The organism is Humibacillus xanthopallidus (assembly GCF_006717145.1).
Classification (GTDB): domain Bacteria; phylum Actinomycetota; class Actinomycetes; order Actinomycetales; family Dermatophilaceae; genus Humibacillus; species Humibacillus xanthopallidus.
Genome location: NZ_VFQF01000002.1, coordinates 1,230,195 through 1,246,610, shown reverse-complemented (window position 1 = coordinate 1,246,610; position 16,416 = coordinate 1,230,195). Strand labels below are relative to the sequence as shown.

General features: G+C 72.3%; 13 protein-coding genes. 6 read left to right on the top strand and 7 right to left on the bottom strand.

The window, feature by feature from the left end:
• Window positions 1-64: 64 nt before the first annotated feature.
• From FHX52_RS16395 to FHX52_RS16380, 4 genes are read right to left on the bottom strand one after another with little or no spacing between them, the layout of a single operon-like run.
• The gene (locus FHX52_RS16395; protein ID WP_141823376.1) at window positions 65-1,657 is read right to left on the bottom strand and encodes an FAD-dependent oxidoreductase; all 1,593 of its coding nucleotides are present in this window, start codon (window positions 1,655-1,657) and stop codon (window positions 65-67) included.
• A complete protein-coding gene (locus FHX52_RS16390) occupies window positions 1,654-2,487 on the bottom strand; it encodes a class I SAM-dependent methyltransferase (RefSeq protein WP_141823375.1) in 834 nt (277 codons plus the stop codon). The genes FHX52_RS16395 and FHX52_RS16390 overlap by 4 nt, the downstream gene beginning before the upstream one ends.
• Window positions 2,469-2,843, bottom strand: a complete 375-nt coding sequence (locus tag FHX52_RS16385; RefSeq protein ID WP_141823374.1) for a lycopene cyclase domain-containing protein — start codon at window positions 2,841-2,843, stop codon at window positions 2,469-2,471. The genes FHX52_RS16390 and FHX52_RS16385 overlap by 19 nt, the downstream gene beginning before the upstream one ends.
• Entirely contained in the window at window positions 2,836-3,183 is a 348-nt protein-coding gene (locus FHX52_RS16380; protein WP_141823373.1) for a lycopene cyclase domain-containing protein, read from the bottom strand. The genes FHX52_RS16385 and FHX52_RS16380 overlap by 8 nt, the downstream gene beginning before the upstream one ends.
• 193 nt (window positions 3,184-3,376) lie before the next feature.
• On the opposite strand from FHX52_RS16380, the gene FHX52_RS23945 reads away from it, so the two are divergent.
• Window positions 3,377-4,066: a hypothetical protein gene (locus FHX52_RS23945; protein ID WP_185747330.1), complete on the top strand. Its 690-nt coding sequence runs from the start codon at window positions 3,377-3,379 to the stop codon at window positions 4,064-4,066.
• A 12-nt stretch (window positions 4,067-4,078) separates the two neighbouring features.
• Here FHX52_RS23945 and FHX52_RS16370 read toward each other — a convergent pair whose 3' ends face one another.
• The 3 genes from FHX52_RS16370 to FHX52_RS16360 are packed head-to-tail and all read right to left on the bottom strand — an operon-like array spanning window position 4,079 to window position 6,583.
• Complete coding sequence (locus FHX52_RS16370) at window positions 4,079-4,426, bottom strand: DUF202 domain-containing protein (RefSeq protein WP_185747329.1); 348 nt, start codon at window positions 4,424-4,426, stop codon at window positions 4,079-4,081.
• A complete protein-coding gene (locus FHX52_RS16365) occupies window positions 4,423-4,788 on the bottom strand; it encodes a YidH family protein (RefSeq protein WP_141823371.1) in 366 nt (121 codons plus the stop codon). Before FHX52_RS16365 ends, FHX52_RS16370 begins: the two co-directional genes overlap by 4 nt.
• 55 nt (window positions 4,789-4,843) lie before the next feature.
• Window positions 4,844-6,583 carry an alpha/beta hydrolase gene (locus FHX52_RS16360; RefSeq protein ID WP_185747328.1) on the bottom strand — a complete coding sequence of 580 codons (1,740 nt, stop codon included), beginning with the start codon at window positions 6,581-6,583 and terminating at the stop codon, window positions 4,844-4,846.
• Window positions 6,584-6,677: 94 nt separating this feature from the next.
• On the opposite strand from FHX52_RS16360, the gene FHX52_RS16355 reads away from it, so the two are divergent.
• From FHX52_RS16355 to FHX52_RS23940, 5 genes are all read left to right on the top strand, one after another.
• Window positions 6,678-7,913, top strand: a complete 1,236-nt coding sequence (locus tag FHX52_RS16355; protein ID WP_185747327.1) for a flavin-containing monooxygenase — start codon at window positions 6,678-6,680, stop codon at window positions 7,911-7,913.
• Window positions 7,914-7,965: 52 nt separating this feature from the next.
• Window positions 7,966-9,396, top strand: a complete 1,431-nt coding sequence (locus FHX52_RS16350; RefSeq protein WP_141823369.1) for an alanine--tRNA ligase-related protein — start codon at window positions 7,966-7,968, stop codon at window positions 9,394-9,396.
• A 139-nt stretch (window positions 9,397-9,535) separates the two neighbouring features.
• The gene (locus FHX52_RS16345; protein ID WP_141823368.1) at window positions 9,536-10,846 is read left to right on the top strand and encodes a CHAT domain-containing protein; all 1,311 of its coding nucleotides are present in this window, start codon (window positions 9,536-9,538) and stop codon (window positions 10,844-10,846) included.
• The gene (locus FHX52_RS16340) at window positions 10,843-12,921 is read left to right on the top strand and encodes a CHAT domain-containing protein (protein ID WP_141823367.1); all 2,079 of its coding nucleotides are present in this window, start codon (window positions 10,843-10,845) and stop codon (window positions 12,919-12,921) included. The genes FHX52_RS16345 and FHX52_RS16340 overlap by 4 nt, the downstream gene beginning before the upstream one ends.
• A gap of 75 nt (window positions 12,922-12,996) precedes the next feature.
• Entirely contained in the window at window positions 12,997-16,413 is a 3,417-nt protein-coding gene (locus tag FHX52_RS23940; protein WP_185747326.1) for a caspase family protein, read from the top strand.
• Window positions 16,414-16,416: the final 3 nt, after the last annotated feature.

Sequence of the window (16,416 nt, the reverse complement as noted above, 5' to 3'; positions counted from 1 at the left end):
TGCGCTCTCGATTGTCGTCTCCTACGGAGTGCGCTCTCGATTGCCGGGAGGACTCTCGGTGGGGTCAGGGGGTTGCGCCGAGGAGGCGGCGGGCGGCGTGGGCGGCGGCTCGCCCGCGTCCGCGCAGCGGCACGGTCCAGAGGTCGTGACCGACGAGGCCCCGGCGGGCGAGCAGCTCGTTCGCGGCCATCCACCCGGTCGTCGCGGCCCGCTCCATGAGCGCAACCGGGTGCTCGCAGCGCACGCCGTCCCCGGCCAGCACGACCCGCGGGTCGGGGGTCACGACGCCCGGCCGCGCCGCCCACGGGTCGGTGCCCGCCAGTGGGCAGTCGCGGGCGAGCAGCCACTCCTCGTGCAGCACGGTCGCCCCGGCCAGCTCCGGGTGGAGCCGGTGCAGCTGGCGACTCAGCTCGTCACGCAGGTCACCGTCGTCGGTGCCGTCGGGCACGGCATACGCGTGCAGCTCGACGACGCACCCGCCGGTGCGCGCGGCCCACGTCGCCGCTCCCGTCTCCATCTGGTCGACGAAGGTGACGTTGTCGAGCGGGCCATAGCCGCTCGTGCCGAGGAAGAGCGGGCTCCCTTGCGCCGCAGGACGATCGAGCCACTGACGCCACACGGCGAAGGATGGCGCGATGCGCTGGTGCGCAAGGGCGTCACGCCAGGACGCATCGCCGAGCCACGGCGCGCCGGCGACGATCCGCTGGAGGGGCTCGCGGTCGGTCGCGAGCACGACACCACCCGCGGTCACCGTCGAGCCGTCACCGAGCCGCACCCGTATGCCGTCCGGCCCGTCCTCGAGGGCAGCCACCTCCGTGCCGGTGCGGACGTCAACCCCCATCCGGGCGAGGTAGGACCCGAGCGGAGCCCACAGTGCGGTGTCGTAGTCGGTCGCAGGAACGTCGAAGAGCAGCCCCTCGGCCGAGCCGGTGAAGTACGTGTGGAACATCGCGACGAGCTCGCCGCCGGAGAAGTCACGCGGGTCGGCGAAGAAGCTGCGCGCGAAGACCTCGAGCGCGAGGTGACGCGCCTGCTCGGGGAAGCGGAGGCGGTCGAGCACGTCAGCGGCGCTCACGCCGTCGTAGGCGGCATACGTCTCGGGGAACTGGACGTCGAGCAACCCGAGCGCCGCCCCGACGTCGACACCCCGCAGCGCGCTGACGGGAAAGCTCGGGCTCTGGGCGACGAACGCCGCGATGCTGAGGGGCGGGGTGCGCGGGATGCGCGCGAAGGAGTCGGTCGGACCGTCGGCGAGCGTCAGCGGGTAGTCGGGCACCGCGAAGAGCCGCTCGAGGGATGGGTCGCTGCGGCGCAGCAGGGCACGGAGGTTGTAGTACTGCCGGAAGAACGCGTGGAAGCCGCGGCTCATCGAGAGCGGCTCTCCTCGCTCGGAGTCCACCGCCCAGGAACGCACGCGACCGCCGAGCGTCGACTCGCGCTCGACGAGCACCACGGGCACGCCTCGCTCGGAAAGCCCTGTCGCAGCGGCGAGGCCGGCGATGCCGCCCCCGACGACGACGACGAGTGATGGGTCCGGATCGGGCGCGGCTGCCGGCGGGCGAGGAGCGTGGCGCTCCGCCCGGGGGTCCAGGCCAGGCGTCCAGCGGGCACGCCCGGGGAGCCTCGGCAGGGCGGGGCGGGTGGCGCGTGGGCTCATGCGTCGACCGGACGGCGACCGAGCACCGTGTGCACGATGCCGCGCTGCCAGCCGCTCGCGTGGAGCGTCGTCACGTCGACGAACCCCGCGCGCCGCAGCCTGTCCTCGAGCTGGGCCGTGGAGTCCATGTCGAGCACGCTGCGCCACAGGTAGCGGTAGAGGCGCGTGCGTCGTGAGGTCACCCATCCCAGCGGGATGATGATGCCCCAGCACATCGCCGTCCACAGCGCCGTCGAGACGGGGCGCCCGCGCACGGAGTAGTCGTGCAGGGCGACCACGCCGCCGGGGCGGAGCTCGTCGCGGATCGCCGCGATGACGGCGTCGCGGTCGGGCACGTTGCGCACGAGGTATGCCGCGAGCACCCCGTCGAGACCACCGGCGACGCGGGCGTCGGCGAGCTCGGGCTGGTCGGCGAGGTCCTCGGCGCGGCCCTGGGCGAAGGCGACCCACGACGGCCAGGCCTTGCTGCGCGCCGCATCGAGCATGCCGGCCGACCCGTCGACGGCGAGGACCGAGGCCGGACGGGCCGTGGTGCGAGCGCCCGGGGCGGTGTGGCGACGCACCGACTCCACGATGGCGCGGGTGGAGGCGCCCGAGCCGCAGCCGAGGTCGAGCAGGCGCAACAGCGCATCGGCCGAGGCCGTCGATGCCGACGCCACCCCTGGTGTCGACGGTGTGGCGGCATCGGGGATGGCGTCGAGGAGCGCGTCGGCCGAGGCCCGCAGCTGGGCGTGGTAGCCCGGGCTCATGCCCACCATGAGGTCGTAGCGGTCCGCCACCTCGTCGAAGGCCTCCGGCACCTCCGTGCGCGTCACCTGCCCTGCGTCCACGGGTCCTCCTCGTCGTGATCCTGCCCAGCCACGGGCTGGTGCTCGGCGGGGGTCTGCCGGAGCCGCTTCGCACGCTCCCACAGGATGATCGTGCCCGCCACCATCGCGAAGCCGAAGAGGTAGTCCTCGACCGGCACGTCCCACGGCCAGCGCAGGCCCAGGTGGTGCTCCGGGTTGTAGATGACGATCGGCGCGCTCAGCTTGGTCAGCCAGCCGTCGACGATCATCTGGAAGGCGAACACGATCGCCATGGCCAGCCAGAACTGCAACCGGGCGAACACCCGGGTGCCCGACCATCGTTCGAGCACGACCGTCGCGACGACCGCCACGACGGCGAGCACGGTGTACTCAGGCATGGGCGTCCGTGCCCGAGCGCAGACGACGCACGAGGCGGAGCACCTGCCCCACCGCCTCGTAGGTCAGCAGCCCGCAGATCGGGATGACGACGAAGAAGACGAGCTCTTCGAGCGGCATCCGCAGGGGCAGCTCGATGCCGGTGACGTAGAGCGGGTTGTAGGACCAGTGGCCACGCCAGATGCCGACGATGTCCCACACCGAGAAGGCGACCACGACGGGCACCATCGCCGTCACCAGCAGGGCCGGCCTGCGATAGACGCGCGCACCGAGGACGAACTCCAGCGGCAGCGTGATCGCGATGCAGGCCGCCATGAGCAGCAGATACTGGTAGCGATCCACGCCGCTCCTCCACGATGACCGGTCGTCGGGGTCGGTGCCGCCCGGAGGGCTGCGAGCACCACCCTACGTCGCGGTCGGCGCCGGTGCGGCAGGGGCCTGTCTGAGCGCCGCCGCTGCGGGTATGGCATGCCGTATGGGGGTGGCGCGGGCCGGGCGCGCCAGCCCCGCGAGGGCGAGCCCGAGGAGGTGCACGATGCAGCCACGGTCGGCGGTCACCGACGTCGTGCGCGTCGTCGCTCGGCAGCACACCCGGATGCGCGGCCTCGTGTGCGAGGTCGCCGAGACGACCGGGGCCGAGCAGGCGGCGGCGGCCGGATGGCTCTCGCACTACGTCGTCCTGCACACGGTCGCCGAGCGGCTGGGACTTCGCCGCGAACCGTTCGTCGCCGTGCAGCGGGTGATCCCCCGCCACGGTCCGCTCCTGGGACTCGCCCGCGGGCTCGCCTCCGCCTCGTCGCTCGAGGAGTCGGCCATCTGTCGCTGCGCGGCCGCGCTCGAGGAGGCCGTGGTACAGCACGCTCGGGCGCAGGAGCTCGCGGTGCTGCCTCGCCTCCTCGCGGGCTGGCGCGCCGCAGATCTGCGCCGGGCGGCCGCGGCGTTCGAGGCCGCCGACCTCGTCTTCGACCGCGCGCCGTCCGAGCCACCCGGGCCGTCCGAGCCACTCGACCCGCTCGGCCCGCTCGGCCCGCTCGGCCCGCTCGACCCGCTCGACCCGCTCGACCCGCTCGCGACGACAGAGTCCGTCTGGCGCAGCGCCGTCGCGGACATCGAGCGCCTGCTCGGCTCGATGTCCGGCGAGGAGTACCCGGCGACACAGGACGACGCGACGCAGAAGGACGCGACGCAGGAGGACGCGACGCAGGAGGACGAGACGCCGGCGTGACCCGACCTCGGGTCAGACGCCCCCGCCCCGCATCGCGATGACCACCGCTGCCACAGTCGCGGTGACCCCGACCGCACAGGTGACAGCGGCCGTGCGCACGACGTTGCCACCGCCGCCGAGCGGCACGCTCGCGCCCGGACGCGTCGAGGCCCTCGCCTCGACGTGGCGCCGCCGGCCGATCCGGGCCAGGTCGGCGCTCCAGCAGAAGCCGAGCACCGCGAGCGCCCACCCGGCCGGACCGAGGAGCGGCGGAAGGATCTTGAGGCAGAGCAGCGCCCCGACGGCGACGCTGACGGCTGTGCGCCGCCACGCGAAGCCGGTGCGCTCCTCCGCGAGGCCGGGCCCGCTCGGCTGGCTCACACCAGCAGCCCCAGCACCACGGCGACGCAGACGATGCCGAGGATGACGACGATCGGCAGCTTGAGACCTGACGACGGCAGTGCCCCGACGTGCCGCATGGCCCGCTCGGTGCGGGTCCAGCCGAACCACGCCTGCACGGCTGCAGCCAGGCCGGCAAGGATGAGCATCAGCGAGATGACGAGCCGAAGCGGGGATGAGACGGGCAGCTGGAGGGCCTCGACCGCGAGACCTGCAGCGACGAACGCGAGCGAGGTGCGCACCCAGGCGAGGAAGGTGCGTTCGTTGGCCAGGCTGAAGCGGGGGTCGGGGTCCTCCCCGTGCTCGTAGACGGAGCGGGGGAAGCGGCGCTCCTCGCTGGTCATGGGCGGGGGCTCCCTTCGACGTGAGGCGAATCGGTTGTCGAGGCGACCACCACCCTCACCCTAGGGCGGCCGTCGCCGACCTGATCCGCGCGAGCTGCTCGGCACTGATGCCCTCCGGCCGCATGACGGCGTTCCAGGCGTCGACGTACTCCGTCGTGTACTTGTGCCCGTGGCCGGCGGGCACCCCCGTCGAGAAGGGGAGGTCGGCGGTGACCTGCCAGAAGGTGATGAAGGGCATCCACAGCATGCCCTCGAGAACGTCGCGTCCCGGCGGCTCGCCGATCCAGTCGGGCTCGGTGAAGATCAGGTTCGGGCTCCACCAGACGATGGGGTCGGAGGGGTGCATGAGGTAGATGACCCGCGTTCCGTCCCACGGCTGGCCCGCGGGCGGGATCGACGTGGCGGCGTCAGTGGCGAACCGCACCGTCCGACCGTTCTTGTAGACCGGCTCGATCTCGGGGCTGCCGGGGTCGCGGTGGTCGCTGAAGTCGCGGAAGAGGGTGTTGAAGTTGGGTGGTCCCGCGAAGACGGTGCCCGCCGTGCGGTTGCGCAGGTCGTACTCGCCGCTGAAGGCGGTCTCGCCACCGAACGTGCCGAGGCTCTCGCCGGCGACGAAGAGCCGGGGCCGCTTGTCCTGAGGCAGCTTCGACCACCGGTCGTAGACCGCGTCGAAGAGGGCTCGGCCGGCCTCGCGGGCCTTCGTCTGGTCGACGAGGAAGGACAGCCACGAGGGCAGGTAGGAGTACTGCATCGACACCGTGGCGGCATCGCCGTCGCTGAGGTACTCGAAGGGCGCTACGAGCGCAGGGTCGACCCAGCCGCTGCCGGTCGTCGTCGCGACGAGCAGGTTCTTCCGCTCGAAACCGCCCGCCCGGGCGAGGTCCTCGACGGCGAGGGCGGCGCGGGCCTCGGCGTCGTCACCCGAGTCGAGGCCGGCATACGTGCGGATCGGCTCCTCGGCCGGTCGACCGACGACGGCGGTGATGTCGGACGCGGAGGGCCCGGACGCGGCGAAGGTGCGACCCTCACGACCCAGGGTGTCCCACGGGACCACCGAGCCCGGCCCGCCGGAGCGCAGGCTCGAGGTGGGCTGCGCGACACCCTCCTCGGTGATCCCGTTGCGCACCGAGAACGCCTCGTCCATGGCGCTCACGAGCCCGTCGAGCAGGATGCCGCTGATGACGAGGTAGACGGTCGCGGTGACGAGCACCCAGCCGGTCGCGCTCGCGGCCCTCTTGCCGAAGCGCCGGCTGAGCAGCTCCGCGACCCAGTGGTAGACCCTGCGGATGCCGCGCCCGATGAGGACGAAGAGGGCGAAGAAGAAGACCGCGACGAACGGCGAGATGACGACGAGCGCGAGGTTGTACTCCGTCACCCCCATGAGCGCCCTGATCTGGTGCTGCCAGTACTGCCCGAGGGCGAAGGCTACGACGAGCACGAGGCCCCCGCCGACGAGCAGGACACGCCACGACCTCGGCCTGGCCTGCCGCGGCTCCCGGTCGGCGAAGGCACGCCACAGCCACGCCGCGAGCACGCCGAGCCCGTAGCCGATGGAGGCCGTGATGCCGCAGACGAGGCCCTGGATGAAGCCGCCCCGCGGGAGCAGCGACGGCGTGAAGGACAGGGCGGCGAAGAGCACGGCGCCCCAGCAACCGGGCAGGGTCGCGTGGAGCAGGCCGCGGAAACGCCCGCGTGAGGGCGTCGGATCCTCGGGTGGTGGCGGCGCGTCGACCTCGTCGCCGGGGCCGGGTGCGCCACCCGAGGCCGGTTCCGCCGCCGTCGTGGACTGGCTCATGCGCGCTCGCTTCGGGAGGAGGGATCCGCCTGCGACACCCACGCTCCCACAACAGGTGCGCCCGAGCGGGGACTTCTCGTGGCACGGTGGCGTCATGGCGGAAGAGATCGACGTCGTCGTCGTGGGAGCCGGTCAGGCCGGCCTCGCGACCAGCCACGAGCTGACCGCGCGCGGAGTCGAGCACGTGGTGCTCGAGGCCACCACACCCGGCTCGTCGTGGCTCGGCCGGTGGGACAGCTTCACGCTCGTCGGGCCCAACCACACCGTCACCCTGCCCGGCGCGCACTACCGCGGTGACGACCTGGGCGGGTTCATGGCGCGCACCGAGATCGCCGACCACCTCCAGCGGTATGCCGGACGGCTGGGAGCCGAGGTCCGCCCGGGCACGCCGGTGCACCGGCTCACCCCGCTGGGCGACGCGGCCGACGGTGGTGACGGTGGCTACCTCCTCGACACCGACGACGGCACGATCCGCAGCCGGGTCGCCGTCATCGCGACCGGCGCCTACCAGCAGCCCCTGAAGCCGGCGGTCCTCGTGGGGCTGTCGCCCGACATCGCGGTGGTCGACGTCGCGACCTACCGCAACCCGGCGGGCCTGCCCGAGGGGGCGGTGCTCGTCGTCGGCAGCGGCCAGAGCGCCTGCCAGATCGCCGAGGAGCTCGCCCTCGCCGGCCGTGACGTCGTCATGGCCTGCGGCAGGGCGCCATGGTTCTACCGGCGCCTCGAGGACCGTGACCTCTTCGACTGGCTCATCGCCGCCGAGTTCTACGAGCAGGGGCCCGACCAGCTCGCCAGCCCGGCCGCGCGACACGGCGCCAACGTCCAGGCGAGCGGCGCCCGCGGCGGACACGACCTCCACTACCGCACCCTCGCGGCGCTCGGGGTGCGGCTCACGGGCCACCTTGCGGGAGTGGCCGGCCGGACGGCATACCTCGAGCCCGACCTCGCGCAGACGATCGCCGCGGGCGACGCGGGCTTCCGGCTCGTCAGCGGCGCGGTGGCGCAGGCCTGCGCGCGCGAAGGGCGGCCCGTGCCCGAGATCCCACCGCCGACAGTGCTCGTGACCGACGCCCCGACCGAGCTCGACCTCCACGGCTTCGGCGCGGTCGTCGTGGCGTGCGGCTTCCGGTCGCGCTACACGGAGTGGATCGACGTGCCAGGCCTCGTCGACGCGCAGGGCTTCCCGCTGCACGACGACGGCGAGAGCACCGTGGCGCCCGGTCTGCACTTCGTCGGCGTGCACTTCCTGCGCCGGCGCCGGTCGTCGCTCCTCTTCGGGGTGGGCGACGACGCGACCGCGACCGCCACCCGCATCGCCTCGGCGGTGTGACGAGGGGACAAACTGCCTCGACACCCCTGCGACGCGGGTGTGGAATCGGCCCATGGACGCCGACGAGATCCGCCGGGCCTTCCTCGGCTTCCTCGCCGAGCGGGGCCACACCGTCATCCCCCGGGCGCGGCTCACCCCGGAGAACGACCCGACGACACTCTTCACCGGCAGCGGCATGCAGCCGCTGCTGCCCTACCTCCTCGGCGCCGACCACCCAGCCGGGCGCCGTCTGGCAGACAGCCAGACGTGCCTGCGCGTGCAGGACATCGAGGAGGTCGGAGACAACCGGCACACGACCTTCTTCGAGATGCTCGGCAGCTGGAGCCTCGGCGACTACTTCAAGGACGTCCAGATCCCGCAGTTCTGGACCTTCCTCACCGACAAGGTCGGGCTCGACCCCGACCGCCTCTACGTCTCCTGCTTCAGCGGTGACCCCGCCCACGGCATACCGAAGGACGAGGAGACGGCGGCGATCTGGCAGGGCCTCTTCGAGGCGGCCGGCCTCACGGCCCAGCAGGTCGACGTCGGCACCGACGAGCACGCGTCGCAGGTCGGCACGGGCGATGCGCGCATCGTCTTCTACGGTGCGAGCAACTGGTGGACGCGTGCCGGCGGCGCGGAGCACATGCCCGTCGGCGAGCCCGGCGGCCCCGACTCCGAAGTGTTCTATCTCTTCCCCCACGTCCAGCACGACCCGGCCTACGGCGCGCGCTGCCACCCGAACTGCGACTGTGGTCGCTTCATCGAGCTCGGCAACTCGGTCTTCATGGAGTACCGCCGCACCGAGACCGGCTTCGAGCCGCTCCCGCGTCGCAACGTCGACTACGGCGGCGGTCTCGAGCGCATCGCGGCTGCGGCGCTCGACACCTCGGACGTCTTCCGCATCAGCCTGCTCCGCCCGATCATCGAGGAGCTCGAGTCGCTCTCCGGCCGTTCGTACGACGACGAGACGCACGCGATGCGCGTCATCGCCGACCACCTGAGGGGCGCAACGTTTCTCGCCGTCGACGGGGTGCGGCCCAGCAACAAGGCGCAGGGCTACGTGCTGCGCCGGCTCGTGCGACGGGCGGTGCGCTACGCCTTCGCCCTGGGCCTCGAGGAGAACTTCTTCCCCGCGATCATCGGGGTGGTCGCGGGGATCTACACGGCCGACTACCCCGAGGTGGCCGAGCACACCGATGACGTCATCACCGTGCTCGCCACGGAGGAGCACGCCTTCCGCCGGACCCTGCGCAAGGGCCTCGCCCAGCTGCACGGCCACCTGCACGAGGGCGCGACGGGCGCCGACCTCTTCGTCCTCTACGACACCTACGGCTTCCCCGTCGAGCTGAGCACGGAGGAGGCGTCGCGCGTCGGGATCGCCCTCAGCCCGACGTGGCGGGCGGATTTCGACGAGCAGATGGCCGCCCAACGCGCGCGGTCCCGCGCCAGGCGCCCCTCGGGGCGGACGGGGACGACGCAGCCCACTGACCCCGCGGGCTGACCACCTCAGGCCGCCCCGCGGCCCCCTTTCGGTATCAGCCCCTCCGTCACCGCCCTCTCACAGGTGATCCTCAGTTCGGCTGCGGTGCGGGTCGTCGCCGGACCACACTGGGACTGGCGGAGGCAGTGGGAGAAGTGACATGGCCCTGTTCAAGAACGACGTGTCCGAGTACGTCACGCCGGGCCGGCCGGAGCCGGCGCGACTCGTCGTGACGATCGAGCCGGTCGATGGTGACCCCGACCGCCACGACGTGACGGCGCACGTCGATGACGGCGCGGTGATCGCCACGGGTTCGTTCGTCGTGAACCCGGAGTGGCGCACGCCCGGCACCCGCACCCCGACCAAGAGCTTCGTTCCGGAGCCGAACCGTCCCAGGGTGGGCGCGCAGCTCTTCAGCGCCCTCTTCTCCGGCGCCCTCAGCCGCTGCTGGGCGCAGGCCGTGGAGCGGGGTCGCGAGCAGGGCGCGCTGCACATCATCATCCGAAGCACGTCGTATGCCGTCCACGCCCTCCCGTGGGAGCTGATCGCCGACCCGACGCTTGCCTCCGGGTCGCAGTACGTCGCGATGTCGGAGGGATGGTGCGTGATCCGCGAGCGCCCCGAGCCGCACCCGGACGCTCCCGCCCAGGGGCCTGAGGCCGCGGATCCGCTGGAGCCCGCGCAGCTGCGGATCATCGCCCTGACCTCGTCGTTCTACGGCATCGACCAGGCGAACGACCCCCGCATCATCCACGAGGCCTTCCCCGCTTCCGACCTCGTCACGGTCCCGGACGTCAGATCGATCCAGCTGACGCAGGCCTTCCAGCGCGACGACGTGCACGTCGTCCACGTGCTGGGGACCGGTCAACGCGCCCGGCAGGGGTGGCAGGATCTCGTGATCGGCACTGCCGACCGGCCGGAGGTGGTGTCCGGCCGGACCCTGTCGAAGGTCCTCCGAGGCTCCGCCCTGAGACTCGTCGTCCTCGCCGCCTGCGACAGCGACCAGCTCGCCGCCCAGATCGCCCCGAGCGTGCACGCCGTGATCGGCATCCGCGCTGCCATCAGCGACGCGAGCTGCCTGGCCTTCCTCGGAGGTCTCTACTCGGCCCTGGCCTCCGGGGCGACCACGGCCCAGGCGGTGGCGTCGGGACGGGCCCAGCAGGTCGCGTTCGCCTCGTCCCTCGGGGACGAGTGGGCCCAGCCCGTGCTGTTCCAGCATGCCGACCGGGCGCTCGTCCTGGCCACGTCACCCGGGGACTCGGTCACCCTGCCCGCCGTCCCGGACGCGCCCGACGCGCAGAGCCCCGAGGACCGGGTGCGCCTGCTCGAGAGCACCATCCGCCAGGCCAACCTGCGAGCCCTGCGCGAGCAGTGGGACCCGGTCGGGGAGGCAGACACCCCCGCCTTCGTCCGTCAGCAGCTCGAGGAGCTGACCGCCGCGCTCGGCACCCCGACCGGGGTGACACGGTGAAGCGGGCCGTCGACACTGCTGCGCAGCAGCCGGTGAGCCGGGGGGCGGGCTCCCCGCGGTCACGCGCACCGCGCCCCACGCATACCGCGTCCTCGCCCACGGCGCCGGTCTCAGTCGCGCGCCTCGCCGAGGCCACCCGGCAGCTCAACGACTGCCGGGCGCTCGTCGAGGACCTGCGCACGCTGACGGAGGCGATGGCGCAGACCCGCCTCACGTCGGTGGTCGGGGAGCAGGAGCTCATCACGACGCTCGTGGCACTCATCACCCGTGCGGACGACCAGATCGCCCGCATGGCCTCCGGCGCGGCCGGTCCGCGCCGCTCCTGCATGACGTCCCTCGAGGGCCTGCTCGGCGAGCCCGAGTGGACCGTCGCGCGCTCGTCCCGGCAGCAGCTTCGCGCCCGAAAGGCCGCCCTCGACGCGGTCACGGCGTCCATCACCGAGGAGTACCGGAGCCTCCAGCTCAACTTCGAGCGACTCCACCACGTCGTGGAGCGGGCGAGCGAGCTGCGCTACGACGACGCCGAGTCCGAGGCCGAGCTCGCCCTCGATGTCGTGGGCAAGTTCCGCACGAGCGACCTGGACTTCAGGTCGGGCCGCTACGACACGGCGGCCGTGGCCGTCCAGCACGCCAAGCGCCGGCTCGCCGAGAAGGGCCTCACCCTGCCTCGCGGCCACCCCGACGAGGTCGATCCCGACCAGGTCGACGTCGACGCGGCGAAGTTCGAGACGTACACCGCGGACCTCGAGCGCAAGGTCCGCGACGCCGAGCTGCGCGACAGCAAGCTGGCCCGGCGGACCGAGCTCTTCCTCATCTCCGGGGCCACCGTCGACCTCAGCGTGCCCTACAAGGTGCTGCTGCGGCGTCCGAACTTCGGCACGATCCAGGAGAGCAACCTCTACGACGACGTCGAGGTGCTCCTCACCGACCAGGACCTCTTCAGGGAGACCATCGACACGATCGCGGAGAGCTCGATCCAGGGCATCCGCTCGGCCGCGGCGGCGACCAGCGCCCCCGCGCAAGAGTCGCCGGTGGCTCAAGCGGGCCCCACGGGGCTTGCGGCTCCGGCGGCTCCGGCGGCTCCAGCGGCTCCAGCGGCCCCCGTCGGGGCACCGGCGCTGCGGCGGGCGGCACCCGTCCGTGCCATCTCGACCGACCACCTCGACCAGCTCGACACCGCAGGACGGCTCGAGCGCATCGGCCGACGGATGTACAGCCTGCTCATCCCGGACGCGATGCAGCGCATCATCGACGAGACGGACGAGTTCCCTCTCACCATCACGTCCAACAACCCCGAGCTCCCCTGGGAGCTGCTGCACGACGGCACCGAGTTCCTCTGTCTCAAGAGGACATTCGCCCGTATGCCGGCCCAGCAGACCTTCCCGCGGCGTACGCGCGACGCCGCCTTGACCGTGGAGCGGCGCAAGACGACGGTGCTGCTCGTCCACTCGGTCCACGGGGAGCCGCTCCAGCAGGCCGAGAAGGAGATCAACGACATCGAGGCTCGTCTCGCCGAGATGTCGCCGGCGCCGATCGTCACCAAGCTCACCGGTTCCGACGTCACGGCCAGCCGGTTGACCGACGAGCTGAGCCTCGGCGACTACGACCTCATCCACTACGCCGGGCACGCCGGCTTCGACGCCGGGCGCCCGGAGCTCAGCTACCTGCTGCTCTCCACCGGTGAGCACTTCCGCGCCGAGCGCGTCCAGCGCCTCCTCGAGGGCCACCCCGTGGTCTTCCTCAACGCCTGCGAGTCGAGCAAGTCCGCGCCCCAGGCGCAGGGACGCTCCACCGGCGGAACCGTCGCCCAGGCCCAAGGTCTGGCGTCCGCGTTCGTCTACGGCGGAGCCCAGGCCTGCGTCGGCTCGCTCTGGCCGGTCTTCGACGACACGGCCGCCGACCTGGCCGTCGAGTTCTACCGTCAGCTCATCGAGAAGCGCCAGCGTGTCGGCGAGGCGCTGCGCCGGGCGCGCGTCATGAGCCACGGCCGCCAGCAGGACCGCACGACGTGGGCGGCCTACGCCCTCTACGGCGACCCGTCGTCGCTGCTCGCGGCATCGGGAGGACTCACCTAGGACGCGACCGGGGACACCACCCGGCCGCGACATCGCAGCTCGACCGGCCACCCGGCCACGACTCGGAGGCACGTCATGACACCCACGGCTACGCCCACGCCTGCGACGCGCAACGTCTACGCCCTGCTCGTCGGCATCGATGCCTACCCCGCGCCCGTGCCGGCGCTGAGCGGCTGCCGCAACGACATCGAGGCCATCGAGGCGCTGCTCACCGCCCGGGTGAGCAGCAACGCCCTGCACGTCCGCGCCCTCGTCGACGAGGAGGCGACCCGCGCAGCCGTCATCACCGGCTTCCGCGAGCACCTCGCCCAGGCCACCGCGGACGACGTGGCGCTCTTCTACTACAGCGGCCACGGATCCCAGGAGCCTGCTCCCGAGCAGTGGTGGCACCTCGAGCCGGACCACCTCGACGAGACCCTGGTGCTGCACGACAGCAGGACGGAGGGGCAGTGGGACCTCGCGGACAAGGAACTGTCCGTGCTGATCGCCGAGGTGGCCGCCTCGGATCCCCACGTCGTCATCGTCCTCGACTGCTGTCACTCCGGCAGCGGCACCCGCGCCCCGCTCGAGGACGGCCTGGCGGGACGACAGGCGCCGACCGACCGCAGGCCACGCCCCCTCGAGAGCTTCCTCTTCGACCGCGACCACGTCGACGAGCTCGTGGCATCGCGGCTGCCGGAGCGGGATGCCCTCGGCGACAGCGGCTGGACGATGCCCAACGCCCCCCACGTCCTGCTCACCGGCTGTCGCGCCAACGAGACGTCGAAGGAGGTCGTGCAGGGCGGTGCCCATCGCGGTGCGATGTCTGCCGCCCTCGAAGTCGCCCTGAGCACCGCGGGAGACGCCCTCACCTACCGTGAGATCCACCGCCAGGTCAGTGCCCAGGTGCGCCGGACGGTGCGCTACCAGTCACCGCAGCTCGAGACCACGTCGACCGACGACCTCGACCGCCCCTTCCTCGGTGGCGCCGTCAGGGCGACCCCGCGCTACTTCGTCGTGACCCACGACGGCCGGAACTGGACCGTCGACGGCGGCGCGATGCACGGGCTCGCTGCCCCCGTGCGCGACGAGCAGACGCTGGTCGCGATCACGGACAGCCACGACGCCGTCGTCGCCACCGGGGCGGTCACGGCGGCACGGTCGGCAGACGCCACCCTCACGCTCACCACGGGTGAGCTCGATCCGGCGCGCAGCTACCGGGCCGTGGTGACGGCCACCCCTCTGCCACCGCTCCTCGCTCGCCTCGACCCGGGCCCCGGCACGAAGGCCCTCAGAGCGGCCCTCGCCGACCGCGACGAGCACGGACCGCTGCTCGTCGCCGAGGCCGACCCGGAGTCGGGCGAGCAGGCACAGGTACAGGTCACCCCGGACGGGTCCGGCTACGCCATCAGCCGCATCGCCAGCGAGCGGGACCTGTGCCCCCGGGCCGGCACCCCGGACGAAGCCATCGGAGTGCTCGAGCACATCGCCGCCTGGCAGCGCGTGGCCGACCTGCGCAACCCGGGCACCCACCTCTCCAGCGACACGGTGGCAGTCACCGTCGAGGCGCAGACCGCACCCGGTGAGGAGCCGTTCGCCGAGGTCGACGGGCTCTGGCGCTTCGACTACGCCACGGACGGCTCCGGGAACCAGAAGCCACGTCCGTTCACCGTGACCCTCACCAACACGTCCCAGCGCCCGCTCTGGGTCGCACTGCTCGACCTCACCGACACCTTCGGGATCTATGCCGACGCGATCGCGGCCGGGTCGATGGAGCTCGGGAAGGACCAGAGCCACCCCATCGAACTCGAGACCAGCGTGCCCGACGAGCTGTGGGAGGCCGGCGTCACCGAGGTCACCGACCTGCTGAAGCTCATCGTCAGCACGGACGAGTTCGACCCCCGGATGCTGGCGCAGCCCGACCTCGAGGTGTCTGCTCCCCTGCGTGCCGGGGCCACCGTGCGGGGGGCCGGCCCGATGTCGAGCCTCGACCGCCTCCTCGACCATGTCGGCACCCGCCGGGCCAAGCCGGTCGGCGCCGGCGACTCGAGAGCCGACTGGATGACGGTCGACATCCAGGTCGTCGCTGTCCGGCCGCGCCCCGGTGTCGCGATCACGTCCGACCACCCGGTGGAGGTGGCGCCCGGTGTCCGCATCGCTCCGCACCCCAGCCTCCGCGCGACGGTCCAGCTCTCGGGGGCACCCGACGCGACCCGGGACCTCGGGGCCGCTCCCGTGCCCAGCCCTCTCCAAGAAGCGGGGACCACACCCTTCGGGCTCATCTCCACCCGAGGCGACGAGTCGCAGACCGACGCTCTCGTGATCACCCTCGACGGGGGCGCTGACCCTGCCGCGGTCACGGCCGCGCAGCCGCTCGTGCTGCACCTCGACCGGCCGCTCGACCCCGACGCCCACGTGTTGCCGCTGGCGTGGGACGGCGAGTTCTACGTGCCGCTCGGTTTCGCCCGGCGGTCGGGCAACGCCACGGAGATCGTCCTCCAGCGCCTGAGCGACCCCGTGTCGACCCAGCGCAGCCTGACGGGGTCGATCCGCATCCTCTTCCGCAAGCTCGTCGGCAAGGCTCTCGGGCTGCCGCCCGCCTACCCGCTGCTGCGGATGGCGACCGTGGACGGCGAGGGCTCCGTGGCCTACGAGTCGGAGATCTCCGTCGTGAAGCACGCGGTGCAGGCTGCCGACTCCGTCGTGCTCTACGTGCACGGGATCATCGGTGACACCGAGGGGATGGTGAGGAGCTCACGCATCAGCGGGGCGGTCGCGCCCATCGGCGAACGCTACGACGTCGTCCTCGCGTTCGACTACGAGAACCTCGACACCCCGATCGAGGAGAATGCGGCGTCCTTGCGATCCATGCTGCGCGACGTCGGGCTCGCGAGCGGTCACGGCAAGCGTCTCGACGTCGTCGCCCACTCGATGGGCGGGCTCGTCAGTCGCCACCTCGTCGAGATCGACGGAGGGGTCGACATTACCCACCTCATCACCCTGGGCACCCCGAACGCCGGCTCGCCGTGGCCCTCGGTGCAGCGCTGGGCGACGGCGGCAATCGCCTTGCTCGCCAACGGCTTCATCCCCGTGGCGTGGCCCGTCACCGCACTGTCCGCGCTGCTCGGCGCCGTCGAGAAGGTCGACACCGCCCTCGACGAGATGCAGGCGCAGTCCGCGTTCCTCAAGCGGCTCGCCGCAGCCCCCGACCCGAGTGCGCGCTACGACGTCATCGTCGGCAACCGCTCGCTCGCCCCCTCGACCGAGGCTGTGCCGACCGGGCGCATCGCGAGGCTCATGGCCCGCCTGTCTCCCTCACGGATCGGCAGTGACGTCGTCGACCTCGTCTTCTTCGACCAGCCCAACGACCTCGCCGTGTCGGTGAAGAGCGCCTCGACGCTGCCTGCCGGGCGCAACCCCGCCCCGGTGCTGCACACCGTCGCAACCGACCACGTGAGCTTCTTCGAGAACCCGGACACCCTCGCGGTTCTCGCCGACCTCACGTCGTCCTGAGAC